This is a genomic window from Eubacteriaceae bacterium ES3, assembly GCA_030586155.1.
Lineage (GTDB): Bacteria > Bacillota > Clostridia > Eubacteriales > Eubacteriaceae > Acetobacterium.
Map to the genome: position 1 here is coordinate 2,608,084 of CP130741.1, position 25,737 is coordinate 2,633,820.

At 40.1% G+C, this 25,737-nt stretch carries 21 protein-coding genes and 1 riboswitch; of the genes, 5 read left to right on the top strand and 16 right to left on the bottom strand.

All coding sequences use genetic code 11. The features are described 5' to 3' along the window. Window positions 1–20: 20 nt before the first annotated feature. The 4 genes from Q5O24_12000 (at window position 21) to Q5O24_12015 (ending at window position 4,561) form a co-directional block, all read left to right on the top strand. Entirely contained in the window at window positions 21–1,274 is a 1,254-nt protein-coding gene (locus Q5O24_12000; GenBank protein WKY47077.1) for a DUF1722 domain-containing protein, read from the top strand. Window positions 1,275–1,392: 118 nt separating this feature from the next. Continuing rightward, complete coding sequence (locus tag Q5O24_12005; protein ID WKY47078.1) at window positions 1,393–2,970, top strand: FAD-dependent oxidoreductase; 1,578 nt, start codon at window positions 1,393–1,395, stop codon at window positions 2,968–2,970. Next, window positions 2,930–4,060 (top strand): glycosyltransferase family 2 protein, encoded by a 1,131-nt coding sequence (locus Q5O24_12010; GenBank protein ID WKY47079.1) that lies wholly within the window; start codon window positions 2,930–2,932, stop codon window positions 4,058–4,060. The genes Q5O24_12005 and Q5O24_12010 overlap by 41 nt, the downstream gene beginning before the upstream one ends. A 9-nt stretch (window positions 4,061–4,069) precedes the next feature. Beyond that, entirely contained in the window at window positions 4,070–4,561 is a 492-nt protein-coding gene (locus Q5O24_12015) for a hypothetical protein (protein WKY47080.1), read from the top strand. Between the two features lie 279 nt (window positions 4,562–4,840). After that, window positions 4,841–4,961: riboswitch (molybdenum cofactor riboswitch) on the bottom strand. A gap of 71 nt (window positions 4,962–5,032) precedes the next feature. On the opposite strand, the gene Q5O24_12020 is transcribed toward Q5O24_12015, so the two are convergent. The 7 genes from Q5O24_12020 to Q5O24_12050 form a co-directional block, all read right to left on the bottom strand. Then, complete coding sequence (locus Q5O24_12020; protein ID WKY47081.1) at window positions 5,033–6,205, bottom strand: PocR ligand-binding domain-containing protein; 1,173 nt, start codon at window positions 6,203–6,205, stop codon at window positions 5,033–5,035. A gap of 285 nt (window positions 6,206–6,490) precedes the next feature. After that, entirely contained in the window at window positions 6,491–7,429 is a 939-nt protein-coding gene (locus tag Q5O24_12025) for an ATP-grasp domain-containing protein (GenBank protein ID WKY47082.1), read from the bottom strand. Continuing rightward, window positions 7,411–8,313, bottom strand: coding sequence for an ATP-grasp domain-containing protein (locus Q5O24_12030; GenBank protein WKY47083.1), 903 nt, complete (start codon window positions 8,311–8,313; stop codon window positions 7,411–7,413). The genes Q5O24_12025 and Q5O24_12030 overlap by 19 nt, the downstream gene beginning before the upstream one ends. A gap of 142 nt (window positions 8,314–8,455) precedes the next feature. Then, window positions 8,456–10,225 (bottom strand): ABC transporter ATP-binding protein, encoded by a 1,770-nt coding sequence (locus tag Q5O24_12035; GenBank protein WKY47084.1) that lies wholly within the window; start codon window positions 10,223–10,225, stop codon window positions 8,456–8,458. Further along, window positions 10,225–11,961, bottom strand: a complete 1,737-nt coding sequence (locus Q5O24_12040; GenBank protein WKY47085.1) for an ABC transporter ATP-binding protein — start codon at window positions 11,959–11,961, stop codon at window positions 10,225–10,227. The genes Q5O24_12035 and Q5O24_12040 overlap by 1 nt, the downstream gene beginning before the upstream one ends. After that, a complete protein-coding gene (locus Q5O24_12045; protein WKY47086.1) occupies window positions 11,961–13,646 on the bottom strand; it encodes a GH3 auxin-responsive promoter family protein in 1,686 nt (561 codons plus the stop codon). Before Q5O24_12045 ends, Q5O24_12040 begins: the two co-directional genes overlap by 1 nt. A gap of 12 nt (window positions 13,647–13,658) precedes the next feature. Then, the gene (locus tag Q5O24_12050) at window positions 13,659–15,320 is read right to left on the bottom strand and encodes a GH3 auxin-responsive promoter family protein (GenBank protein ID WKY47087.1); all 1,662 of its coding nucleotides are present in this window, start codon (window positions 15,318–15,320) and stop codon (window positions 13,659–13,661) included. 464 nt (window positions 15,321–15,784) lie between these two features. Here Q5O24_12050 and Q5O24_12055 point away from each other — a divergent pair, with 464 nt between their 5' ends. Continuing rightward, entirely contained in the window at window positions 15,785–18,091 is a 2,307-nt protein-coding gene (locus Q5O24_12055; protein WKY47088.1) for an Ig-like domain-containing protein, read from the top strand. A 72-nt stretch (window positions 18,092–18,163) separates the two neighbouring features. On the opposite strand, the gene Q5O24_12060 is transcribed toward Q5O24_12055, so the two are convergent. The 9 genes from Q5O24_12060 to Q5O24_12100 all read right to left on the bottom strand — a co-directional run bounded on the left by Q5O24_12060 (window position 18,164) and on the right by Q5O24_12100 (window position 25,731). Continuing rightward, a complete protein-coding gene (locus tag Q5O24_12060) occupies window positions 18,164–19,606 on the bottom strand; it encodes an alkaline phosphatase family protein (GenBank protein WKY47089.1) in 1,443 nt (480 codons plus the stop codon). A 1-nt stretch (window position 19,607) separates the two neighbouring features. Beyond that, window positions 19,608–20,960, bottom strand: coding sequence for an FMN-binding protein (locus tag Q5O24_12065; protein WKY47090.1), 1,353 nt, complete (start codon window positions 20,958–20,960; stop codon window positions 19,608–19,610). A gap of 24 nt (window positions 20,961–20,984) precedes the next feature. Beyond that, on the bottom strand, window positions 20,985–21,491 hold the full coding sequence (locus Q5O24_12070; protein WKY47091.1) for a hypothetical protein: 507 nt from the start codon (window positions 21,489–21,491) through the stop codon (window positions 20,985–20,987). Window positions 21,492–21,534: 43 nt separating this feature from the next. Then, the gene (locus Q5O24_12075; GenBank protein ID WKY47092.1) at window positions 21,535–22,263 is read right to left on the bottom strand and encodes an energy-coupling factor transporter transmembrane component T; all 729 of its coding nucleotides are present in this window, start codon (window positions 22,261–22,263) and stop codon (window positions 21,535–21,537) included. Further along, on the bottom strand, window positions 22,253–22,918 hold the full coding sequence (locus Q5O24_12080) for an ABC transporter ATP-binding protein (GenBank protein ID WKY47093.1): 666 nt from the start codon (window positions 22,916–22,918) through the stop codon (window positions 22,253–22,255). Before Q5O24_12080 ends, Q5O24_12075 begins: the two co-directional genes overlap by 11 nt. A gap of 32 nt (window positions 22,919–22,950) precedes the next feature. Then, a complete protein-coding gene (locus Q5O24_12085) occupies window positions 22,951–23,577 on the bottom strand; it encodes an ABC transporter ATP-binding protein (protein ID WKY49252.1) in 627 nt (208 codons plus the stop codon). A 94-nt stretch (window positions 23,578–23,671) separates the two neighbouring features. Beyond that, on the bottom strand, window positions 23,672–24,295 hold the full coding sequence (locus Q5O24_12090; GenBank protein ID WKY47094.1) for an ECF transporter S component: 624 nt from the start codon (window positions 24,293–24,295) through the stop codon (window positions 23,672–23,674). Then, entirely contained in the window at window positions 24,279–24,980 is a 702-nt protein-coding gene (locus tag Q5O24_12095; protein WKY47095.1) for a hypothetical protein, read from the bottom strand. The genes Q5O24_12090 and Q5O24_12095 overlap by 17 nt, the downstream gene beginning before the upstream one ends. Next, the gene (locus tag Q5O24_12100; protein ID WKY47096.1) at window positions 24,970–25,731 is read right to left on the bottom strand and encodes a molybdopterin-guanine dinucleotide biosynthesis protein MobB; all 762 of its coding nucleotides are present in this window, start codon (window positions 25,729–25,731) and stop codon (window positions 24,970–24,972) included. The genes Q5O24_12095 and Q5O24_12100 overlap by 11 nt, the downstream gene beginning before the upstream one ends. Window positions 25,732–25,737: the final 6 nt, after the last annotated feature.

A 25,737-nucleotide genomic window follows, 5' to 3' on the forward strand; every position in this document is an offset into this window, starting at 1 on the left:
TATGAAAGGTCGTTAGATTTATGAGAATCGGATATTCAGGACTTGCCATTGCCCTTCCAGACAGCGGTATGATAAAAAATAAACTAAATAGTGTTAACACTGAACAATTCTTGTCACTGATGGAACATAATTTATCAGCACTTGAAAGGCATATTACTTATAATGCGAAAAACAATATTCCTTTATTTATGATTTCCTCTGAACTGATTCCTTTTACGCCAGATATTAACCTGGATCTTTGCTGGCAAAAAATATTTTCAGAAAAGCTTTATCAACTTGGTCAAAAGATCTTTCGTTCAGATATGCGTTTATTTCTACAAGCAAGCCCATATGCTGCGTTGAATTCTAAAGATTCAGACGTTCATTTCAATAACGTTAAACAGCTGAACAACCTGACTCAGCTATTTGATAAATTGGGCTTAAGACCCGAAAATAAAATTTTTCTTTATCCAGGCGGTAGTCATGATGATAAGTCCCTATCGATTAAACGCTTCGCAAAGCGCTGTAGAGACTTAGAACCAACCATTAAAAAGCATTTGATCATTAAAAACGATACTCAATTTTTTAATATTGAAGATGCTTTATCCTTCTCTTCAATCGTTGGCATACCAGTTGTTTATGATAATCTGCATAATCTATTAAATACTGCTGACAAAAAAAAGGACGATGCTGACTGGATCAAACTGTGTGCCGATAGTTGGGGCGAAAATGATGGTCCTCAGACTATCTATTATGGTCAACCCCTTTCTGATAAGCCACCAGGCACACTTTCAGGAGTGCTCCAAATCGCACCCTTTCTAAAGTTCTATCAAACCCTTCCAGACCAGCAGATTGATATTATCCTCGAAGCAAGTGATAGAAACCTTTCTGTGCTAAAATGTCTGCATTGTACCAAAGAAATGGGTATTAGCAGCCTGGAAACCGAATGGGCACGTTATAAATACCTGATCCTTGAGCATTCTCCTGATGCTTATCAACAAATCCGACAACTGTTAAAAAACAAGCATAGCTACCCTGCTCTGAAAATGTACCAGATCATTGAAGATGCTTTAGACTTACCCGTTTCTTCCGGAAATGCAATAAATGCGGCTCAACATATTTGGGGATATTTTAAAAACCGAGCTTCTTCATCTGAAGGCAAACATATCCAAACGATACTTGAGCAGTTCTCTGCCGGTAAACTAGGTCTCGATGAGATTAAAAAGGAACTATTGAAACTCGCCGAGAAATACCAGGTAAATTATCTTTTAAACGGCTATTATTTCTATCTGTAATGATGCCAAACCGATAAGTATTTTACAGGCAAAATGTAAAATTCAAGCTATATTTTCTTTAATCATTCATTACAAACATTTTAAAACGATTTTAGCTTGTACATCAAGGAGGTCAAAAGTGAAATATGATGTAGTTGTAGTTGGAGGAGGTTTGGCCGGGTTAACAAGTGCTGCCTATCTGAGTAAATCCGGTGTTAAAACATTGCTTATTGAGAAAAATAATAAAACCGGCGGTTTAGTTAATAGCTTCTGGCATCAGGGCTTTTCCTTTGATGCTGGAATTAGAGCTTTTGAAAACTCTGGTATCTTATTTCCAATGCTGCGAAGTTTAAATATTGATATAGAATTTGTCAAAAACCCGATATCTATAGGTGTCAGGAATCAGTGGACAAAATTGGATCGCAGTAATGCCTTGACTGACTACACTAAAATGTTAAAAAATCTATTTCCAAATAACACCGAGGATATTACCCTTATTGCAGAGCAAATAAAAAAGGCAATGCATTATATGAATGTCATTTATGGTATTGATAATCCCCTTTTTCTCGATAAGATTAATGACTTAAACTATATTATTAAGACACTGCTGCCTTGGATGCTTCGCTACCAGATTAACATTAGTCGAGCGGTTAGGCTGGATGAACCTATTTATTCCTACCTCAAACATTTTACTGACAATGATAAGTTAATCGATATAATTGCCCAGCACTTTTTTAAAGCTACACCAAGTTTTTTTGCCTTAAGTTACTTTAGTATTTATCAGGACTATCACTATCCGGCCGGTGGAACAGGAACCCTCGCGCAAAAAATCACTGATTACATCATTCAGGCAGGCGGCAGTGTCTTATGTGACAACTGCGTTACTGTAATTTATCCGCAAAAACATGAAATAATGCTATCAAATGAAAGCAAAATAAATTATCAAAAGCTTATCTGGGCCGCTGATCAGAAAACGCTCTACGAAATTATGCGTGGTAACCAAACTTCCCAAGTTGAAACACAACGGGCAATAGTTGCCCGCAGCTCCGGTGGAGATTCCATTCTAACGCTTTTCATTGGTGTAAATCTCAGTAAAGAGTATTTTTTAAACAGCTGTGGCCCTCATGCTTTTTATACGCCTGATACATTAGGCCTTTCTGCATTACCCTGCTGGCAGCAAAGTTCAAAAAAAAGCCCTGACGAGTTGCTTAATTGGCTAAACAATTTTTTTGAAAGAACAACTTACGAAATTTCATGCCCAGCCATTCATGACGACACTCTTGCACCGCCTGGAAAAACCGGACTAATAATCAGTACATTAATCGATTATAATATGGTTAAGTTTTTTTCTGATATCGGACAATATGAGTTTTTCAAGCAACATTGTATTAGATTAATCACGAAAGTTCTTGAACAATCCTTATTTAAAAACTTAAGGGAACGGATAATATTTTCTCTCTGTTCTACCCCTTTAACAATTGAACGGGAAACAAAAAATACAGAGGGTGCTATAACAGGTTGGGCATTTACTAACCATCAAATTCCCGCTGAAAACCGTTTACCTAAAATCGCCAATTCTATTTTAACGCCAATAAACGATATTTATCAATGTGGACAATGGACTTTTAGTCCATCGGGTCTGCCAATTTCAATACTCACCGGAAAATTGGCAGCCGATGCAGCGACTAAGAAGCTTATGGGTAAACATCATGATTAGACCTATCATTGAATTCTTAATTGCCATCGGCGGGTTGGCCGTAACGCCTATTCTCTTTTACCACTTCCCAAAATTACCACCCAAAAAAAGCAGCCATATTGAATTCCCACTGCTTTCCATTATTATACCAGCACGAAATGAAGAACATTCGTTACCCTTACTACTTAAGGATCTTCAAGATCAATCCTTTGCTCTGTTTGAAATTATTTGTGTCGATGACAACTCCACTGACTTAACGGCACATACAGCCAAAAACTTTTCAGTGCCTGTCCTTTCTTTACATAATAAGCCCGATGACTGGGCAGGCAAGTGCTGGGCTTGCCAAAATGGCGCTAATGCCGCCAGCGGTGATTTACTTTTATTCATCGATGCTGATGTCCGCCTTGGTCAAGACGCCATCTATCGACTGTTACAAGCATATTGCGATTGCAACATCCCCATTTCAGTTCAGCCTTTTCATATCCTTGAAAAGAATTATGAGCAACTTTCAATGTTTTTTAATTTTATCCAGCTCGCTGCTAATGGGACAACACTAAAAAATCCCAGTGCAACAGGTCTTTACGGGCCAATCATTCTAATTTCTCGATCTGATTATAAGAAAATCGGTGGACATGAAAGTGTCAAACAAAGTGTTGTAGAAGATATGGCTCTAGCTAACCGCCTCAAAGAATCAAACATTCCCTATAAAGTTTTTGTCGGAGATCATGAGCTGGCTTTTCGAATGTATGGGACTGGGATTAAAAATCTATTTCAGGGCTGGACCAAAAACATAGCTACTGGCGCAGCCAATACCCCTATTGACTTGCTGATAATGGTGTTTTTGTGGACGACTTCGGTCATTTCCACCCCTGTCCATATTTTGTTATCAGCAATTAGCGCTAAATATTTTTTAATGCTGATTTATACTCCGTTGTATATTACATGGGTATTTTTATTGAATTTCTACGCAAAAAAAATTGGTCTGTTTAAGCTCTGGGCAATCATTTTCTTTCCCATTCCGCTGGCTACCTTTATTCTCATATTTGCTATATCCGGTTTTAAAAAAATCTTAGGTTTCAAAGTCACCTGGAAAGAACGTTCAATTAAATAGGAGATTCATATGCAAATAATTTTCTTACCACCCAACCTGACTATTGCACTTTGTTTTATTTTATGGCCAGTGATACAAATCACTGCCGCAATTATATGTTTTAACTTACCTGATCAACTTTTTTATCCGACAAACTTCTTTTTTAAGTCTTATAGTTTTGAAAATTACGGTTATTTATATAATCAGCTTTTTATGGTCAGAAAATGGAAACACCTCCTGCCGGATGGTGGAATGGTTTGGAAAAAAAAAGGATTCAAAAAAAAACACCTCGATAATTTTTCTAAAGGAAATCTCAACCGATTTCTTATTGAATCTGCACGAGGTGAACTGACTCATTGGCTGGCTATTTTGCCATTTTGGATTTTCGGACTATTTACTCCAGCTTATGTTGTCTGGATTATGCTCATTTACTCTTTAGCTGTCAATTTACCATGTATTATCGTTCAACGCTATAATCGCCCACGCATTTTGCGGCTACTTAACGGAAAATATCACAACTAATCTTCAGAGACCATTATTAAGTATTACTTGTCAGGAATCACAGAATCGTTCAGGTTCTTTTCTATATATCTTCGCATTCACTTTATTTATCAAGACTGCTTTTCAATGCTTATATTAACTCATCACCTACAACTGATGTCCAGGCTTTCAGAGACAAAATCAAAACCTTCGACAGCAACAAGGCCCAAATCCTTTTTCCTTTTACAATAATTTTCATAGCTCTCCTGCTCCATATATTGCATAAAAAAAGTAACGTCTCCGTTACCTGATGATTATATGCATAAAAATATTGCACATCCTTTCCAAGTACGGGTGGCACATTCGTTTCCTCCTGTACCAATAGATTCCCAGTTCGTAGACTAATTCCTTAGAAACTGAGAATTCGGATGTTTGTTACCTAATATATGTTAATATGTTTAAAAGAAGTGTTGCGAAAACTTTTAACTACAGACTAACATATCTCTGCTTTCTTCACACTTCCGCCAATTGCTTGATCTTTATCCTGTTTTTTTCCCGATACATTTTATCTTCAGCCTTTTTAAAAACCTCATAAATTGATTGCTCTTCCTCGGTAATCATTTCACAACCAAAAGAAATCGATAAGGGCATCCCTGCCACGCTCTCACTCTGAGCCGATTGGCTCATCGCTTCAATCCTGTCCTCAGCATCTTTCTGACTGGTCCTGGGCATAATCACAACAAATTCATCACCACCCAGTCGTGCAGCCACATCATCTTTGAGACAGTGTCTGTCAATAATATCCGCGATTTTTTTAAGCAGTTCATCACCGGCAATATGACCGACTGTATCATTTAAGTATTTCAAGCCGTTTACGTCCCCTAAAAGCAGTGCCAGGGGCAGATTTTCCGGACGATTCAAGCGAGAAAGAGACTCTTCATAATAACGACGGTTATACATCCCGGTTAAAAAATCATGATAAGAAAGATACAGGATTTCTTCTTGTTTTTCGACATTCTCTTTGATCATCTGCTTTTGCAGATAATTTTTGTAAGCTAAGTTGGAAAGCTGATTGGCAATGGTATACAAAAAACGGGCAATACGGTTAAATTGCTCTTCGCTCATCTGCGGCACCTCATTAAAAGCTGCCACCATCTCGTCTTCATCTGCCCCAATTTCTCGGGCATAGGCAGCCAGATGCTCAGAATGGACACTTTCATCACGAACCTGACCAATCAGCCAGTTGGCCACATGTTTATCTCCCACCGTAATGGCCGCTCCGGCGTCCCATAAGCCGCCGCTTAAGCAGCGTTTAACATTTGGCCCGTCAGCACTATAAGCTCCAATTACCGCATCAGATTTATAACAGTTCTTTCTTCCCTTTTCGGTTTTACGAATGATACCTCTGCAAAGCCTTGTAAAATTGGAAGGTACCGTAATCGGAGTTCCATCGACATGGGTAATTACAGATGCAACTCCTGTGGCTTCAGCGAATTCCTGCTGCAGTTTCTGAATATCAGCTAAATCAAAAAGTTCATTAAAGTCAATATTATCCACAATTGGCTGGTCTATCTGAATGTTATCCAATAGATTTTGTCTTTCATCTAAAAGTTGGTGAGTCTCGGTAGGCAGTTTGTTTTTTTTGTTATTTATTTTTGAATATCCCAAATCGTTCTTATTTTTCATCGCTTTTCCAATCTACGAGAAGTATTATTACAACCATTAAAAATGAAATCAGTACTTTAAAAATTTTAACAGTCGCTTCATTTCTTTAGTCAGAACCATTTTTCATTTATGTTTTATTGAAAAAATACAGCACTTTTCATCATTGTTGAGTTTTTAGCTTTTATTATTAGTATTTACCCATAATTTAATAATAAATTACCAAAATTCACATTAATTCTTTCAACATAAAAAAAACCGATAAAACCTTATTAGTTTTATCGGCTGCCGGCAAATAAAAATTAGCTGCTATTTTAAAGAAGCTTTTCGTCTGGCTGTCTCTTTCATAATTTCTTTCAAGATCTCAATCAAAGGATTGTTTTCCCGGCTGCCAGCGGATTCTTTTGAATAGGTCAGCCCGGTCATGGAGTTAGCTTCACAGATATAATAAGTATTATTTTCTCCCATTAAAAAATCGACACTGCCAAAATATATATCTAACAGTGCGGCCACTTCTTCAGCGACCTTGATCACCTCCAGGGGCGGAGTCAAAAACTGAAGCTCACCACCCTGAGAAAGGTTTGATTTAAAAGCATCTCCATTATCTCTAATATATGCCTGGGAATATTTTCTGCCCGCCAGCATGATCCTTAAATCCCTGCCGCGAGAGGCCTGAATACATTCCTGAATGAGAATTTCATCATCGTAGGCTCCGGCCCCCATAATATCCAGAATATTTTTCAATTCCTCGCTGCTTTTAACCATAATCACGCCTTTACCCTTACTGCCGTGCATGACTTTTACAACACAGGGGAAGCCAATTGCTTTTTCTACATAATCAGTTTCCAGGGTCTCCGTTAACAAAAGTGTTTTAGGAAAAAGAATGTTTTTACTTGATGACGCAATTTTCTGAAAAGTACGCAGTTTATCGGATGTATTTTTTAAACTTTCCAGACTATTGACACAAAAGACCTCTTGCCCTTCAAGCATTGTAAGAACTGCCTGGCTATGATAATTGTTACCGCCAAAAAAAGCAGATAAACAAAAATCCGGCACTGGCAATTCCCGGTCACCAACTTGAATTCCATCAATTTTTTCAGGACTGCATAGGACCTGAACCTTCTGGATATCAACCAGTTCAATATCCAGCTCCATTTTTTTGATCAAGCCCACTATCATCTGAATCGAGGGATCATCGATCGTTTTCTGATTAAGTAACAGCCAACCTTTCATTTCGCTTCCTTCCATACCGGCACTGGTCTTTGAGCCACTGCTTTTACAATTTTTTTAAATACCGATTCCACATCAAAGGCGACCCCTGGCATGGCATTTGCTTCACAAAGATAAAAATTGCCTTCTTCGCCAAAGAGAAAATCCACAGTTCCCACCGCTATTCCCATAAGCTTTGCAACTTTTTCGGCTGTTTCAATCAGTTCTGCCGGCGGATTAAATTCGACTTTTTTACCGCCTTTGGCAATGTTTGAACGGAAACTTTCGTCATTTTGTCTGATAAAAGCGGTTTCGAACTCACCATCAATCAAAACAATCCGAATGTCTCTGCCGCTGGAGGTCATAATACACTCCTGTATAATAATTTCATCCGCACACTTTCCTGCCATGGTCATATTCATCAATGTATCACATTCTTTTTCCGAGTTGACCAGAACCACACCCAGACCTTTACTGCCATGCATGACTTTCATAACTACCGGATAATCAAACTGACTGGAGATAAATTCAGGGGTTGTTTTATCAGTTACCAGAACAGTTTTGGGGAATTTTACGCCTGCAATCTCTTTAACTACTTTCTGATAGACCAGCAGTTTATCATCCACGCTCTGTATACATTCCCAGTTATTAATGCAAAATACCCCCAGGGACTCCAGCATCACCAGAACTGATTGGGCATGATAGTTTTTTTCGTTAAAAAAAGCGGCAATCACGTAATCGGGCACCATCTTCTTTTCATCTCCCACATAGACCATCCCATCCGGGGAATCTTCGCAAACGACCTGGATATCCAAAGGATTAACAAGTTCCAGATCAATGTTTCTCTCCTTGACGACCTTCATGATTTTCACGATTGACGGATCTTCCATTTTTTGGGGATTTCTTAATAACCAGCCTTTCATTGTACACTCCTTAAATTTTATTTTATGCAAATTTATAACATCTAATCTGGTTTTTATCGCATCTTATCTTTCTGATAAGACTCGAAAAACCATATCAGATTAAGATATTTTTCCAGAATAAAATAATACTGTTATCGCTACTCTAATGATCAGATGCTGACAAATATAGATTGGCATAATAGCCGTCTTTTGCCATCAGAACATCGTGACTGCCTACTTCTTTAATGTCTCCCTCCATCATAAAAATAATCTGATCAGCATTTTTAATGGTAAAAAGCCGGTGAGCTATGATAAAAGTCGTTTTTCCTTCCATCATGTCTTCCATCGCTTTAGTAATTAAAAGCTCTGTTCTGGTATCTACTGATGAAGTGGCCTCATCAAGAATTAAGACGCCAGGGTCGGCAATAATCGTTCTGGCAATCGCCAGAAGCTGGCATTCTCCTTCAGATAGGCTGGTGAAATCGCCTCCTATCAGGGTATCGTACCCCAACGGCAGTTTTTTAATAAACTCGTGACATTGGGCTTTTTGTGCAGCAGCAACGATTTCTTCCCGGCTTGCACCAGTTTTCCCATAACCGATATTTTCAGCAATGGTTCCGTCAAACAGCCAGGTATCCTGGAGGACCATCCCAAAGGCTGACCTTAGATTGCTGCGGGTTAAGTGCTGGATATTTTTATCTTCCAGACAGATTTTCCCGCTATCAATCTCATAAAATCGCATCAGCAGGTTAACCAGGGTGGTTTTACCGGCACCGCTGGGACCAACCACCGCCATCACCTGACCAGGGCTGGCTTTCAGCGAAACATCATGAAAAAGCGTTCGCTCTGGTACATAGCCAAATTCGACATGAGAAAACTCAATATTTCCTTCAATTCGGGAAAGCTCAAGAGCATCGGAAGCCTGATCAGCCCTTTCCTCATCATTTTTCAGAAAATCGAGAATCCGTTCGGCTGCTGCGGCTCCTGCCTGAATGTTGTTAAAATTGTTGGATATGGATGCAATAGGCGTGGCAATATTATTCGCATAAATCAGAAAGGCCTGAATGCCCCCAATGGTAAAAGTGCCATTCACCACGAAAATCCCACCGGCAACACAAATGGCAATATAGCCAAGATTATTAACCAACTTCATTAGCGGCGACGTCAGACCAGAAAAAAATCTGGACGACAAATAGGACTTGAAAAATCGCTGATTAATCTTTTCAAACCGTTCAGAAGCTTCGTCTTCGTAGTTAAAAGACTTGACAATCAGATGACCGCCATATACTTCTTCAATCAAACCGTTTAAATCCCCCAACTCCCTTTGCTGCCTGCGAAATAGCACCTGAGTTTTTTTTGTAATCAGCCTTAATATTAAAAACGAAACTGGCAGAACGACCAGAAAAATCAGGCTGAGCTTGATAGACAATATAAACATCATAACGATAATCCCGATTATTGTCGTTCCCTGCACCAGAATCTGCGTCGCATTGCCTTCCAACGCTCCTGACAGGGTGGAACAATCGTTGGTCACCCGTGAAAGCAGGTCTCCGCGCTCACAGGAATCCAGATAATTTAGGGGCAATCGATTCAGCTTCTCCTGAATTTCTTCCCGCAGCCTTTTAATCATCAGCTGGGACAAGAAACTGGTCTTTCTGGTTGCATACCAGGTAAAAGCGGCACTAAAAAAATATAATACTACCAGAATAACAGCCTGTCTGCCAATCAGGGCAAAATCAACATCTAAACCCTGCGAAACGGAATCAGCCAAACTGTTGGTGATATTTTTGGTGAAGATCGGTGCCAGGATGGTAAAGATTGTCGACATAACCAGCGACAGCCCAACCAGCATTAACAAATGCTTTTCATAGCGCAGATACTTAAAAAGTCTGGCAATGACTTCTTTAAAACTTAACTTTCTTGTCTTTTTCATCAGGATTCCTCCTTACTTTCAGCATAAGCCTGGGATCGGAGAATCTCCTGATAAACCTGGCAGGTCCCGGCAAGTTCTTCATGCCGACCCTGACCCACCAATAAACCATCGTCAAGGACTATAATCTTATCGGCATCCTTTATTGTAGAGATCCGCTGGGCGACAATAATCATCGTACGGTTTTCAAAAGCCTGTCTGATGTTTTTTCGCACACCTGCATCAGTTTTAAAATCAAGAGCTGAAAAGCAGTCATCAAATAAAGTAACTGGTGCTTTTTTGACCAGGGCCCGAGCAATACTCAAGCGTTGACGCTGGCCGCCGGACAGGTCTTTGCCGCCCTGGGTGATTAATGACTCAATCCCCCCTTCTCTGGGGCTGACAAATTCCATGGCCCAAGCCAGTTCAAGTGCTTCTTCAATTTCAAAGTCAGTTGCTTCTTTTTTTCCAACCCGTATATTATCTGAAATTTTCCCCCCTAATAAAACCGATTCCTGGGGCGCATATCCAATTTTTTCACGCAAGCCTTGCTGTTTTAAATCTCTGATATTAATATCATCAATTAAAATCGCACCCTCAGTCACCTCATAGAGCCGCAACAACAGATTAATAAGGGTCGTTTTCCCGGACCCGGTCGCTCCGATAATAGCCGTCGTTTTTCCGGCTTCAGCTGTAAAGCTGATACCTGATAAAACCTTTCGTTCTGCACCCGCATAGCCAAAGTCAACATTGCGAAATTCAATCTTTCCCTTAACCAGTCCCAGATCAACCGGATTTTGACTGTCTTCGATCGATAAAGGCGCATCCAGAACCGCCTTAACACGAGCTGCCGAAACTTCTGCTTTGGGATATGCCATTAACAGAACAGAAACCAGACTTAAAGATGACATAAACATCAGTACATACTGGATGAATACCATCAGGTCACTGATATCGACAACCTTCTGCTGGATTTCAATGGAACCCAGCCAATAAATTACTACCATAGTGATGTTCATCATCAGCTGCATCAGGGGTGAAAAGAACGCTACTGCATAACTGGCTTTTACTGCTGCATCCATCCCCTCCTGATTGGCCACGCCAAATTTCTCAGTTTCATAAGCCTGACGGTTAAAGGCACGAATGGCTCTCACTCCGGTCAGTTTTTCTTTCATTAAGAGATTAATCCGATCAACTCTCTTCTGCATGACCTGAAATAAAGGCATACTGCGCCTGGTTGTCATAGCAATAATGATGCTGGTCACCATAAAAGCGGTGAGGAGTATCAGCGTTAGGAGCACATTTTCACGAAAAGCCATGATTAATGCCCCGACCCCGGTAATCGGAATTAAGAGCAGAGACCTCAGTCCGTTGATGACCACAATTTGCATCTGGGTTGCATCAGTCGTAGATCGGGTTAATAAGGTTGCCGCCCCAAAGTTATTAAAATCACTCTGAGAAAAGTTCTTGACTTTATCAAACACGTCAGCCCGAATTCGACTGGTGAAAGAAGCGGTCACATAGGCAGAAAAATAGGAGGAAGCAACCATGCAAACGGCCGCAACAATTGAAACCAAAAGCATATCCCTGCCGCTTTTTAAGATCACCTGAGTATTTCCTGTAGCTACACCATTTTGGACGATATTTCCCATCATGACCGGAAGATATAACTGACAGGCGGCCTGGCTCAAAACAAAAACAAAAACTAGAATCATCTGGAGACGATAATCCTTTAAATAGCGCATTAATAAACCAAACATCACAACTCCTTATCCAGCAGGGCAAAGAAGAACTTCTCTTTAATCAGGGTGTCTATTACCCGAACCGGCTTTAACTGGTTGCCGGAAATTCCACGCATGATCATCAGATCACGATACAGGGCGTAAGTTTCTTCCTGTACAATAGCCAGTTCAGTATGACTTAGTACACCAGCTTTAATTTTCTTGGCAATTGAAGGGTTTGCAATATTCAGTTTTTCTTCCATCACAGCCTGGGCTTCCTCCCTTTTTGCAAATGGAATTGGCTTTTCGGTTTCCAGAACGATCGTATAGCGGCCCGGCGAAACATTGATATTGGCAAAAACGCTAAAATCCACTAATGCACACCCCACATCTTTGGAAAACTCGGTAACTGCCCAGGAAATACATTCCTCAGTTGTCTTTTCGCCAGCGATACTGACCATCTGATTCAGGCGGTAAACAAACTGAATTTTGGGACTTTTTTTATTCCATCCCACCACCCTAATTACATCTTTTATTCGATAGCGGTAAAATCCCGATGTGTTGGTTAAAACAATTTCATAATCCTTACCCACCTCTAACTCATCAAGAGTTAAGGTTTTTAATGGGTCCGCATCTTCGCCAACTGGGATAAATTCATAAAAAGCTGAATCTGGAATAAGCGTAAACTCCTGGGATTCCATTTCGGTACAAATCGCCATAATCGATTCCGAGGCAGCATAAACGCTAAAATAAATTGGAATATTACCCAGATAATCTCGCATCTTATCTGTATAAACAGCAAAGCCCCCACTGCCAATAGCAAAAATAAAGCTTAAATTTGGCCATATCCGCGGAATAATTGGCGAATCAAAACCTTGCGAAAAAATTTTTCGAAGGGCTTTAGCTCTAGACGGCTCGGGTTTTATTTTTTTGAGCAACTGATTGCGAACTGTATCTGATATTTTAATTTGTGGGTCTATGATTCCCTTTTCGATATCACTGACAAGCAATTCCCAGTTTGCTTCAAGATATTTCATCAGATCAGAAAGTGCCGTCATAAAGGCCGATCCCATAAAAGACAGGTCTTCTTCCAATAGGGCAAAACGCAGATGAACATATTTGGCATCCATGATTTCCTGCGGAAATACGATCTCATTTGGTGAAGTGAACATCAGCGGCAGGAAATTTTTCAACGTATAAATGGCCCGTCCGGAAATTGAACCGGCAAAAAGGCCGCCAGGTAAATTTTCGAATTTGATTTCCATCAGATTAAGACCGCGGTGGCGGTTCCAACTCCCCTTAAGGGCATCGTTAATCACACTGAAACTGAATTCACTGGCATACTGCTGATATAAATCCACTGTTTTCTGGGAAACAGGTATTTTCTTGGGATTATCAACACTGCCAGAGGTCAGTGCATAGTGTACAATCGGTTCCGACGTTAACAGATTAGCTTCTCCATGATTGACCATCCGCTCGATATACGAATAATAATCGTCGTAGGTAGAAAATGGCACTTTTTCACGATAGTCTTTCAGACTCTGGATATTCTTAAAGTCATACTTTTCTCCATATTCTGTAGACTCATTACTTCTGATTAAATTCATCAGCAGTTCTTTATTCTTTTCACCAGCTTCTTCAACCAGTTCATCAAAGCGGTTTCTTTTCTTTTTTCCATGTCTTATTTTCAGTCCATAAACCTGTTTAGTGATAAACTTCCTCATTCTGACCACCCTTCACGAAAAAATGTCTGCGCCATCCGGCATTTTTTCAATTATTGTTTTTAACTTAGTCTGGTTGACATTTTTCCCCGGCATCACCGCCCGTCTGATTTTAGCGTTTCGATAACCATTTACCATCCGACTAACAACGACTGGCTGCAGAATGTTATTCTTTCGCAGATTATCATAAACTGAGTTTTTATGTCTCAGCTGGTCTTCAAGTGCAAGCTCATATTTTTTTGTTTCAAAGCCTTCGTCCTGAGACTCGATGAAAAACTGCAGGTGCGAGCTGTTTATCATGACTTCGTAGAAATGGATGCCCATTCGACAGGATTCACTAACCGCTTCCAGGACCTGATCCAGTTCAAACACAAAAATGTTGTGGTCATTCACCGTCACTTTTTCCGCAGATTTAGATAAAAACTCAAGTCTTGGCATCTTGCCTTTAATCTCTTTAACCCAGACAAGATCCTTTAAATTGTAACGATAAAGTCCTGAGTAAGTGGTGATGATAAGTTCATATGCTTTTTTTTCTTCCAGCTCATGCAAAAGTTTGGTTTTCGTTTGACCAGGCGGCAGGAACTCAAAAAAATAACCAAAATCCGCAAAAGGACCGGCTGGATCCCCTACCTGATCGGGGATATTAAATTTTCCTTCACTGGCGCCGTAACCCCATTCCAGAAACTTTATCTGCTCCGGCATCCGGCATTTAAAACTCCGGGCCACCCGCCCGGTACTGGAAGACAGCCAGCAAGCCACTACTGAAAATTTGGGCCAGATTTTTAAAATCGGGTATTTTTCTCCTCCTTCAAATGCCTGCCTAATCATCTGAGCCCGGTCGGGGTCAGGTAAAAGCTGTTTTTCCAAGGCCACTCGCAACTCAATAGGAATCGCCTGCTTTGAGGAAAAGTTGCCTTCAGCAATTGCTTCAGAAAGTTCGCTGAACCGGTCCGTGCTCTGGTCAAGAAGCAGCTCAAAATGAGCAATGTTACTGGCAACTACCCCCACCAGATTTTCCTCTTTCAACATATAAAACATAACCAGATAATCACTTACTTCATTGCTTAAGTCTTTAGCCAGCAGCAGTTCCATTGGCAGAACCATTTTTTTGAGCAATTCCGGCGGCAGATCAGAAGCCGCCTGCCCCGATGCCGAACCAATCCTGATGCCGGACTTTGTGACTCCGTAGTCTGACGAATTGGCAATGGCCAGAACCCTGGCATCAGGTTCCATCACTTCTTTTGCCATCATCATCATTTTAATCGCTCTGTTCTTGGAAACCAGGGCCTTTACCACACTTCCCAACTGGCTTTCCGGAAACAGTTTCGGAGTTCCCGTTGTTCCACTGGTCGCAATAAACTGGCTGACAGCACCAGAAAAAAGCAGATCACGGCTTCCCTGGTCAGTAATTTCTGTAATCATTTGATGATAATCGGAATATTCACTGATCGGTACCGTCTTTTGAAAATCAGTTACTGTTCCGATTTTTTCAAACTGATACCGTTTACCTATTGTTGTTTGGGCTGATTGCTGTAAAATATCCAAAAGCACCTGACTCTGGATATTTTGGGGTTCCTGCAAAGCATGTTCTATCCAGGCAAAGGCCTGCTGATCAGGTAGGCAGGCAATTTTTTCAGGGTTTAAAAACCCTACTTCATGCTGTTCTTTTTTTTCCATCACAACCTCATTCTGTTGACAAAATTCCTTAAACCATAAACTAACACTTTGAAATATAAATATGTAAATTTTTTAGCAACATTCCCTTAGAAAATGTATAAGCATGTATTATAACCAATGTTTATTCGTATCATAGCACAGAGCTTCCATGAACACAATTCTAATGAACCAAAAAAAGATTAAGCCTCTCTTTTTTTACAATTCCGTTACGTTCTATTTACATTATATGAGGCGTATGATAAAATTAGGATAATTCATTTTATAGCCGGATGACATCTTTTCCTTCTTATAAAATGTGTTCTGAAATTTCACTCCGTTCATTAAATATTATTTAATGAAACTAGCTGGAAATCTTTTAAATGCAAAAGTAAATCTTTATTTACAATAAAAACTACGCAATATTATTGATACTGCCATTAAATTTAAAAAATTAATTGTCTTATAAATAATAGAAAGGAAGCATAATGAAAAAACAATCCGTCGTTACAAGTATTATCATCATATTAGTCATTCTATCATCGGTTGCTTTTTTTCGCGGCTGCGAAATCAATCTGTCATCAGACACCATAACATATGATGAATCTGGCACCTTCAGTGATGAGGCTGCTTATGAATCAGGAGAAATTAACACTCCCGAAGTAACGATTGAAAACGCCACTTTTTCAGGAACCCTTACTATAACTGATGCTGTCACTGAAGGAACAATCACCTTGAATAATACTGTTGTTGCCGATGAACTCATCGTCAATGGAGCCGAAAGCGTTTATTTAAATGGTGGAACCTATAAAAACATTACTTTAAATAATGAGAATGTCAAACTCGTTCTGTTAGGCGATGCTAAAGTTACCAATTTAAACGGTAAATCTGCATCATCAATTGTTGTCACCGAAGAAAGTTCGATCACCAGCCTGACTATCGCTAAAGGGGCAAAACGTTCAACAATTACCACTCAGAATAAAGGGAAAATTGCTAGCCTGCAAATTAAATCTCCGGCCGACGTTATTCTAAATACCAGTGCCAATACAGTAACATTTGGTGCTGAAGCTAGTGGTTCAACTTTTGTAAATAACGCCGTCATTAAAAAAATTCAGGTTGAAACTAAAATGACCTTAAGTATTAATGCTAATGTGGATACCTTAATTGTTACTGCCAATGGTGAAGGAACAGTGGTTACCATGAATAACAATGCTGTTATCACTAATTTAGGAATTGAAAAACCCATTGAAATAAAGGGCAGCGGAGCGGTAACCAATGCCACACTGCCTGATGAATCCTATTTATCCGGTACGATAACACCTCAAAATATCAGCATTTCAGGGAAACCTGTTGTCAGTGATCCCAGCGGCGGTTTAATGGTTACTCCAACCATTTCACTCCCCACCACCGACAATACTGTTTCTGATTTAAGTGTTCTTCCAGAGAGCGACAACTGGGTCAGCGACAGTATTATAAACTCTGACTATGAAAGTGGCTCTCCGACAACCGAACCCGATCCAACGCCAATATCACCAAGCGAACCATCTACTGTAGCAGTTACCGGAGTCAGCCTTTCACCGACAGAAGTTACCTTAACACGCGGTACTTCTCAGGTGCTCACAGCAACAGTCTCACCTTCTGATGCCAGCAATAAAGCAGTCGCCTGGTCGTCTTCAAACCGTTCAGTTGCAGTTGTTGACAATGGAATTGTCACACCAAAAGGAAATGGTACAGCGACTATTACTGTTACGACAGTAGACGGTAGTAAAACCGCGACCTGCCAGGTTACAGTCAAAACAAAAATCACTGCTGTGACCTCAATTAAAGGCATAACAACCAGTAACAACAGCATTTCAGACTTGATTGCTTACGGCGAAAATTACTCGCTGCCAGCAACAGTTCTTGTAAAAGGCTATGATGATGAAAGCTTTGACTGTCCGGTCACCTTCAGTCCTGCCAGTGTTGATTCGACCAAAACAGGTGAAACAACTTATATTGGAACCCTGAATCCACCATCAGGTTATGTCAATACTGATGATATTACCGCCAAAATTCAAATAACGGTTGGTGCCAGACCGGTGATTACTGTCAGCTCTACGCCAACAGAAGAAGAAATCGCTCTTGGCGATACACCTTCAGAACTAAGTATAAAAGCCAGCGTAACCGAGGGTAAAATTCTAACTTATACCTGGTATTATAAACGCAGTGCTTCTGCTGATTTAATACTGATTCCTGACGCAACGGGATCCACTTATCAGCCATCAAGCTTTGACACCGCCATACCCCTTCAATATTATGTGAAGATTTCAGCTGATCAGGCTGAATCGGTAACGACTCTAGCCGGCACTGTAACAGCGTTAAGTGAAGTAACCGATGAGCTCCCCGATAGCGCTGATGAACTATCGGAAGATCCTACGGTGGATAACCAATCGACTTCTGAAACCCCTGTGATCGTCACCCAACCAGCTGATCAGTTGCTTTCTGAGACGGAGACGACTGTAACCGTCGAAGCCCTGGTATCTAAAGGCACCCTGACCTATCAATGGTATCAATCGCAGGTCAACTCCAGTCAAGGTGGAATGGCAATCGATGGCGCTACAGATGCTACCCTGATAATCGATTCTCAGCTCCTTACAGATGTCACTTATTATTATGTGATTATCACCAATACCGAATCAGGGCTCCTGCCAAGTCAGTCGCTCAGCCGGGTCGCCTGTATTACTCCGACAGTACTCAATCTTAGTATTGAGACGATGACCCCTGATGCACTTAACCGCCCGGCACTTAACAGATAACTAAACAAAGCCTGCAGGCAGAATTGTCTTTTGACTTTCCTGCCTGCAGGCTTTTTATTATTACAATACTATTTACTTATTATATATAATATATGGAACAAGCATATCTTCATAACAAATTCGGCCGTGTGTGCCCCCACCTTCTATTTCGTGCAACCCATGATCAGCCGTAATAATAACCGTTCCCGAAAAACTCTCAACCAATGTTTCAACCATTTGATCGATTTGTAGAATTTGCTCAAAATTTTCTTGTGAATAAGGCCCATAAGTCGTTGCATCATCGTCGATGCTATGGAAGTGAGTAAAAATAAGCTCTTTGTTTTCACCAATAGCAGTTTGTGTATTCTTAAACACATTGCCATCCTGAATTTCTTCAGTGACCGAAAGAACCGGTTCAACTGAAGTATTAAGCATCTTTGTATCGCCTTCTATATATGCTGGACTTTTACCCATTTGGATAGCTTTTTCAAAAATATCCTGGCCGTTAAAATCCATTGTTTCACGATCGTGAACACCGTTGATATCCGGATTCTCGCCAGTTAGCATTGCTGCCAACCCAACCGGGGAAATAGGTGGATAAACAACCAGCGCTTTCTGAACTGGCAATGTAGACATGAAAGGCAGCATATTTTTTTCTTGAGCTGCATTAAACATCTCCCAACCTAATCCATCCAGCTCGATAACCAAAACATTATTTCCTTTTTCCAGCTGATAGGCTGTATCAGATGCAACATCAGTAATTGAAAACAGGGGCGGATCACTTAAAACTCCAACCACATCTTCAATAACTGTTTTATCCGATGCCGTGTAACTTAGAGCCGTATCAGTGATTTCAAAATAACTTTCATCGGTAACTTTGTCAAAACAGGAACTGCCATCTTGTCCAAAAACAACAATCTCTTTTTCAAAAGTCAATAAATCAGTGGGGAGTATCATTCGATGCGTGGTGTACACCGTCACCTCCTGATTATTAATTTCCGATTGACCTTCGAATACGCGTTTCTCAAAATAGCCCTGGAGAAATAAATTCCCTACTGTCGTACTGCGGAAACCGCTTTGGTCTTCTATTCCAATGGCCATCTCATCGCTGTCCAAATCGGTTGTAATCACCACTATATTTCTGAGATTCTTAACCTGACTGGAAATCGGATGATTTTCTGTAATAATCTCCCAGTCATACTGGCTGCTATAGCTGATATAACAATCAGACAAATCCTGACCGCTGATTTTAGAGCTTAGTCCATCCTGGCCGATAAACAATAGATCATATTCATCAGCTCTTGGTTTTGCTTGGGCTATTACATCTTCAAGGGCAATCGCGGTATAATTTTGTCCATCTTTTGTAACCTTTTGGATCGGATAATCAAGTATTTTATTGACCGTTAATGGCGCCTCGATATCACCCAGCACTTCAAAACTGTATTCAAGTTCAATCCCCAGTGGCTGATACTGGCAACCAGATAGCAGGGTGCTGATAAAAAGCACTGCTAACAATATTTGCGCCCATCGCTTCATGCTACACCTGAGGTTTAATGTATAATAAACCTTTAACTGACTGTGCCTGATCCTGCCCGTCAAAGACACAGTTTACACCATCATCAGAAAGAACTAAAATTCCTTTTTTAAGTTCTTCAAGACTTATTTCCACCGAATAACCATCTGCCCCTGTTAAAACATACTGTTCTGACTGGACAACGCTAAGATCTGTAAAAATGGTATCAATCAATACGCCACTATCTCCATTAAGTGTCGTTTCGCCGTATTTATTTTGGGCTTCTTTCACACTTAAAATCGTTGTATCACCAACTTTGTTATAGAGCATATCTTTCATCCGCATTCCTTCAGGTAGATCAGGACCAATAAACATGGGTGCATTCTCACCGGTTATCTTAATATATTGGCTGGAATAAGTGTCAAATTCTTCGTTTCGGGACCACCCATCCGCTCCGGCTACTTCCACCGTATTCGCATTAAGATTACCGGTTTGTTCTAATAATTGGGCCGTTGTAATCGCCTGATCAATTGAATCATAATACTTGTAATCTTCAATATCGCATAAAGTCACGGCTGTTTCCAGCAATGCCAGATTTGCTGTTGCGATGTTTTCAACCGCTCCCTTAATTTCTATCTGATTTAAAAATTTAACCCAGTACATTGCCCGTTCTTCGGGAATGACGGTTCGCAGATCAACAGCCTCACCATTAATTTCATAAGCAATAATGACATCCCGTGTTGTTAACACTTCTTTTGGTACTTCGATAGCATAGCCATCCGTTGCGGTTAAAACAATTGCATCAAAGTTTTTTTGTGATGCTCCATATTCGGCCAGAATGTCTTCCAGTTTAACACCTTTCCCGGTTGTTGGCGTTTCTGTCCCGCTGGCATCCACTGAAATCGCATCAAACTCTACCGGAGTCATGGCTTTTATCTCATCTCCGGTAATTATTTTATCCTCCGCTAAACCAGTGATCAAAATTTCCTGTCCATCTGTTGATTCTGCCACTGATGTATAGCCTAATTCAACCGGATCAACACCAGCATCGGTCACACACTGAGCAACAGCTCCGATAATCCCTCGGCTGGTCAGGGTTGCCCCACTAACTGCATCGACATCCAAACGCTGGCTTTCGAGAATCAGACCCGGCATTCCTTCAACTGCCTTTGTCGCATATTCCAGATCATCCTGATGATTAACCACTTCGATTGATTCAATTTTATCGTCAGTAAAAGTTACTTCTACTCGAATAGGGCCATTTTTTCCCTGTGCTGATCCCACATAGCTTCCGGCTTCATAAGCAATCTGATTTGAACAGGCCGTTAGTATCATCAATCCCAAGGCTGCAACAATCATAAATATAGTCTTTTTCATTTCCACTCTCCCTCGTCTTATTATCTAAGAAATTTCGATTTCCATTAAATATTTGGTCCAGTTTTGTTTAAAGCTCTCATTTTTTACCACAATATAGAAACAATCCTGGTCCTCATAAGTTAAAAGTTCTCCGTCCATTTCAAAAGTTAAAAAGAGTTTTTCTGAATCGTCCAGGTCTTCTTTACTATAAACCTTTGAAAATCCGTCAAATGAAGTGCACTGAATCGAGGTGATTCCGTCAACATCTACACCCGCCTGTACAAGAATATCTTTTAATAGAACCCCTGTATGCACGTTGGTCTCTGGATCTTCCCCACTCTTTCCCTGAGTGGTTTCAAAACTGACTAAGGCTGCCTCATTCATGATACTTTCATCAATCGTCCATTCCTGACCATCAGCAGTAAGTACACGCAGCTGGGCATTTCCCGAAAAAGCCAAATCAGCTCCCGAACCTTCTGCATCGGTCACACTGCAACCAATACATAAAAAAGCAACCATCATGAGCCCTAAAAACAATAATCTTTTTTTCATTTCATATCTCCATTCTTTTTTAAAAACTATTTATTTCTCTATTTCAGACTGCAATTGAAACGTAAAAAATACTTATTAAAACCGAAGCAATCATCACCGCATAATCATAAGGTTTTAAGGTCAACACCAAATATTCCACTCGCCGATCATAGGCGCCAAAAGCTCTGGCTTCCATTGCAATCGAAATTTCTTCAGCGTGTTTAAGAGACGACATAATAATCGGGGTAATCAGGTAAACATAAATTTGTGTTTTTTTGCCGATTGGGATCTTTTTTAAATCAACCCCCTTAAGCTGAAGGGCCACGATTGAATCCTGAAATTCTTCGGTAAAAATCGGAATAAATCGAAGCGATAAGGCCGTCATAAAGGCAATTTTATAAGGTACTTTCCACTGAACCAGAGCCTGAATGGTATCCCGATAATTAGAGGTTGACATAATCACACCTGATGTCATAATCACAACCATTCGAATAAAGGTTTGAACACCCAGATTAATCCCTTTTTGGGTCAAAATCGGTATACTGCCAATCTCCAAAATGATATTTGTATCAGGCGTAAAAATACTTTGAATTAGTGAAATCGTCAAAAGCAAGATTAGAATCCTTCGATATCGCCTTATTAAAGCCAGTAATTTTACGCCCATTAAAAGTGCACAAGCAATGGCGATTAAACCGATCCCGATTACAAAATAAAGATTATTGACAATTAAAACCATAGAGGTAAGACATAGCACTAAAATAATTTTTGCTCTCGGATCCAGTTTAGCAGCCATTCTCAACAATCCTTCCATCTTCCATTTTAATCACACGATCAGCCTGATCTTTTATAAATTGCTGATCATGGGAAATTACTGCAATACCAGTCCCATCATTTTTAAGCTCCTGAAGAAACAGATACAATTCATTTTTTCGATCCCGATCAAGTCCAGAAGACGGTTCATCAAGGATTAGATAACCCGGTTGCTGAGCTAATACTGCCGCCAGCACTAAACGCTGTTTTTCACCTCTGCTTAAACGCATCGGTACTTTATCTTTTAAATGCGTCAGTTTAAAACACTCGAGCAGAGCTTCAGCCGTTTTAAGCGCCACTTTCTTTTCGACCCCTTTTATTTCCAGAGGAAAGATTATTTCGTCCAAAACAGTGACTGCAAAAAGCTGACGATCCGGATTCTGAAAAACATATCCGATCTTTGATCCCCGCTGCCACAACTTTAAATCGTTACCATCTACATTATCAATAGTTATCTTCCCGGAATCAGGAACAAATATTCCCATAACCAGCTTACCCAGAGTCGTTTTCCCAGAGCCGTTATTACCTGAAATACAGGTTATTTCTCCACGTTTCAGACTTAGATCAATTTCTTTTAAGCCAAATTTTCCTTTAGGATATGTATAGGTGATTTTTTCAAGTCTAATGTAATCTTCCATATCCATCCTCTCAGTCCCAATAATCTTTCACTTTATAAAGTCCCTGAGTATGGACTCAGTCGTCCATTTTTTAAAACCAAAATACGATCTGCAATTTCCATATTGTCAAAATCATGCTCCGCCATCAAAATTGAATGACCCTCTTTCTTTAATTGCAAAATTACCTTTTTTATTCTTTCACACCCCTCATAATCAATCTGTGAAAGTGCTTCGTCAAATAACAAAATTTTTGGTTTCATACTCAAAACCGACGCAAGGGCAATTAACTGTTTTTGACCACCCGAAAGATTATTAGGAGATTCATATCGGTACCGACTCATCCCTACTAAGTCAAGCATCTCTTCTATCCGTTTGCCTGTCTCTTGGCGCTCAATACATAGATTTTCCGGCCCAAAAGCGACTTCTGCTTCAATGGTTGGTGAAAACAACTGATTATCGGGCTCCTGAAAGACAATCCCCACATTTTTAGCTAATTGAGGCGTATCCAAAGAAAAAATGGACTGTCCTGAGAGTTCAATATGTCCTTCGATTTGTCCCTTAATCGTTTTAGGAATAATTCCGGCAAGAATATGACAAAGCGTACTTTTTCCGCAACCGGAATGACCGGCAATAGCCAGAATTTCATTTTCTTCTAAGTCAAAACTTAAATCATGTAAGATATTCGTTTTTTCTCCAGCATATCTAAAATATAATTCCCGAACTTCAATTACATTGATGATAATCCCCCCTTGCTATTTTCCTGTTCCACCCGTCCTAGTCCTTTTTTGCGATCTCATTTTCTTCCTCAGGATCACCACTTAATCGAATATCATCTTCCGCCACAATTTCCTGATCTTTAAAATAGCCAAATTTTTTCAACTGACTTGCGATAGCATAGGCCAGCAAACCTCCCAATCCACCGGATAAAGAGGCCAGGCACAATGTCAGTAAGAGGGGAACTAGGGGTAATCTGAAAAACACAAAGTTTACACCAAAGCTGCCCAGAACATTGGCTATAACCCCTGCCCCAAAGCTAGCACCTTTTGTATATTTATATTTTCCCAGAATCAAATAAAGCAGTTCTACGCCAATCCCCGGCATCAGATAGGTAACGATACTCATAATTCCATGCGAACCCATTGTTCCTGTAATAATAACTAAAATAGTCTGTATTAGACAGACCAGTAATGCTGCCCCGGTTTTTCTGACCAGCAATGCCGCCAGAACAATGAACAGCATATAGATTCCTCCGGAAATTGATCCTCCCGGAATGAAAAGCGGCCCGGTAATGATATGAACCAGGGGAACTAAGACCACTTTTACGGCAATTCCCAGTGCCGCCATCATTGAAATAGTCACTAAATCCAATAAAGTCAGCTTTTCAAATACCTTTTTCATATCCAGACCTCCTTTTTTTGATGTTTGCCAGCTCTTTTTCCCTGGCCCTTATCACACTCTCAAATTCGACATCAATATTTGCTTTAATATATATTTCCAAATCCTTGACCAAGGTCTTCTTCCATTTCGTATTGCTTGGTGCATAGGTTAAAATAAACGCTAAAAACCGCCCAAAATCCACAGAGAAATCTTCTTCTCTCGTATCTTCAAAGTCAATCGCAACGACACTATCCTGGTATAGTAAAAAATTTCGAAGATTAATGTCATAAAAGGCCAGTCCAGTCTCTACATGAAAAGATTCCAACAAGTCAATCACTTTTGTAAAGGGTAACAGGATATCTTGAGCAATAAAAGCACTATTCTTAAACACTATTTCTTCATTTTGCGGCTCTACTTCTTCTAAAAATTCGCAAAGCGTTCTGGCATTAATATATTCGTAGAGCAATACATTTTGATTGCGACCATAAAATTTGACTGTCTTAATTTTTTTATCATTTAAAGCATTAAGCGTTTTTAATTCCTGTTCCAGCCCTTTAAGACTTGCAAATTCTTTCATAATCGCGCGACAATCCCAGTCGTCTTTTACCAGGTGAATTAAAGAAACCTGATTTTTTTTACTGTTATACTTTTTCAGTGTTGAATATGATCCGGATTCGTAAGCCTGCATCACTGTTTTATTCATCATTATTTAAGTTTCCGATATGGATCTTAATATCGGCATCTGTCTGGTAACCTTCCAGTTCTGACACCACACTAAGGACAGCATTTCGGATCAGTTTCTGCACAAAAGGCACCATCACAACATTTTGATCGTTGATTTTTAAACTTACCCCATCATTTTTGAGCGGGCAATCACTTCGTTTGACTTCCTTCGCTACAATTTTTTGACAGAAACCGGCACAATCGGTATTGCAAAGGCCGCAGCATTTCTTTGAATAACCTGGCAGTAATTCAAAAGCGTTTTCCTGTACCAAATCTACCAGATAATTGGGATCCTTTAGGCAATTTACAATTTTAATCCCCTTGTATTCATCGTAGTTTTCTGCCAGTACTCCAGAAAAGGCAAAAACCGTTTCGTCCCATCGTTCGTCAAGACCTTTAAAATCGTGACCGGTCACAATTTTAGGGATTGCCGGATCATTAACCCCTTCTAAAATCACATAGTCATAATCATAATGTGAAAGCACCTGGCGAATCGGCAGTTTTTCCTGATATAAAATATCTGTTTCATACATTCCCAAAGCCGTCACCAACTGGGATCCAGCCTGCCTATGGCGAAAGGTATTGGTTCCGGCCTGATCGATTTCAAATTCTTCATAATGAATTTCTTTTACCGAACCAACCGAGTAGCCCCGCTTTCTTAAGCCACCAATAATTGTTTCAACCACTGTCGTTTTTCCTGAAAGGGTCAAGCCCCTGACAGATATTACTTTCATTTCTGC

Coding starts and splice junctions, on each gene's coding strand:
- Q5O24_12030 (WKY47083.1), bottom strand. CDS start 8,313: ATGAAAGGCTGGTTATTAAGAAATCCCCAAAAAATGGAAGATCCGTCA.
- Q5O24_12055 (WKY47088.1), top strand. CDS start 15,785: ATGAAAAAACAATCCGTCGTTACAAGTATTATCATCATATTAGTCATT.
- Q5O24_12010 (WKY47079.1), top strand. CDS start 2,930: ATGCAGCGACTAAGAAGCTTATGGGTAAACATCATGATTAGACCTATC.
- Q5O24_12080 (WKY47093.1), bottom strand. CDS start 22,918: ATGGAAGATTACATTAGACTTGAAAAAATCACCTATACATATCCTAAA.
- Q5O24_12000 (WKY47077.1), top strand. CDS start 21: ATGAGAATCGGATATTCAGGACTTGCCATTGCCCTTCCAGACAGCGGT.
- Q5O24_12020 (WKY47081.1), bottom strand. CDS start 6,205: ATGAAAAATAAGAACGATTTGGGATATTCAAAAATAAATAACAAAAAA.
- Q5O24_12050 (WKY47087.1), bottom strand. CDS start 15,320: ATGGAAAAAAAAGAACAGCATGAAGTAGGGTTTTTAAACCCTGAAAAA.
- Q5O24_12025 (WKY47082.1), bottom strand. CDS start 7,429: ATGGAAGGAAGCGAAATGAAAGGTTGGCTGTTACTTAATCAGAAAACG.
- Q5O24_12040 (WKY47085.1), bottom strand. CDS start 11,961: ATGTTTGGTTTATTAATGCGCTATTTAAAGGATTATCGTCTCCAGATG.
- Q5O24_12090 (WKY47094.1), bottom strand. CDS start 24,295: ATGAAAAAGGTATTTGAAAAGCTGACTTTATTGGATTTAGTGACTATT.
- Q5O24_12045 (WKY47086.1), bottom strand. CDS start 13,646: ATGAGGAAGTTTATCACTAAACAGGTTTATGGACTGAAAATAAGACAT.
- Q5O24_12015 (WKY47080.1), top strand. CDS start 4,070: ATGCAAATAATTTTCTTACCACCCAACCTGACTATTGCACTTTGTTTT.
- Q5O24_12070 (WKY47091.1), bottom strand. CDS start 21,491: ATGAAAAAAAGATTATTGTTTTTAGGGCTCATGATGGTTGCTTTTTTA.
- Q5O24_12075 (WKY47092.1), bottom strand. CDS start 22,263: ATGGCTGCTAAACTGGATCCGAGAGCAAAAATTATTTTAGTGCTATGT.
- Q5O24_12060 (WKY47089.1), bottom strand. CDS start 19,606: ATGAAGCGATGGGCGCAAATATTGTTAGCAGTGCTTTTTATCAGCACC.
- Q5O24_12100 (WKY47096.1), bottom strand. CDS start 25,731: ATGAAAGTAATATCTGTCAGGGGCTTGACCCTTTCAGGAAAAACGACA.
- Q5O24_12095 (WKY47095.1), bottom strand. CDS start 24,980: ATGATGAATAAAACAGTGATGCAGGCTTACGAATCCGGATCATATTCA.
- Q5O24_12065 (WKY47090.1), bottom strand. CDS start 20,960: ATGAAAAAGACTATATTTATGATTGTTGCAGCCTTGGGATTGATGATA.
- Q5O24_12035 (WKY47084.1), bottom strand. CDS start 10,225: ATGAAAAAGACAAGAAAGTTAAGTTTTAAAGAAGTCATTGCCAGACTT.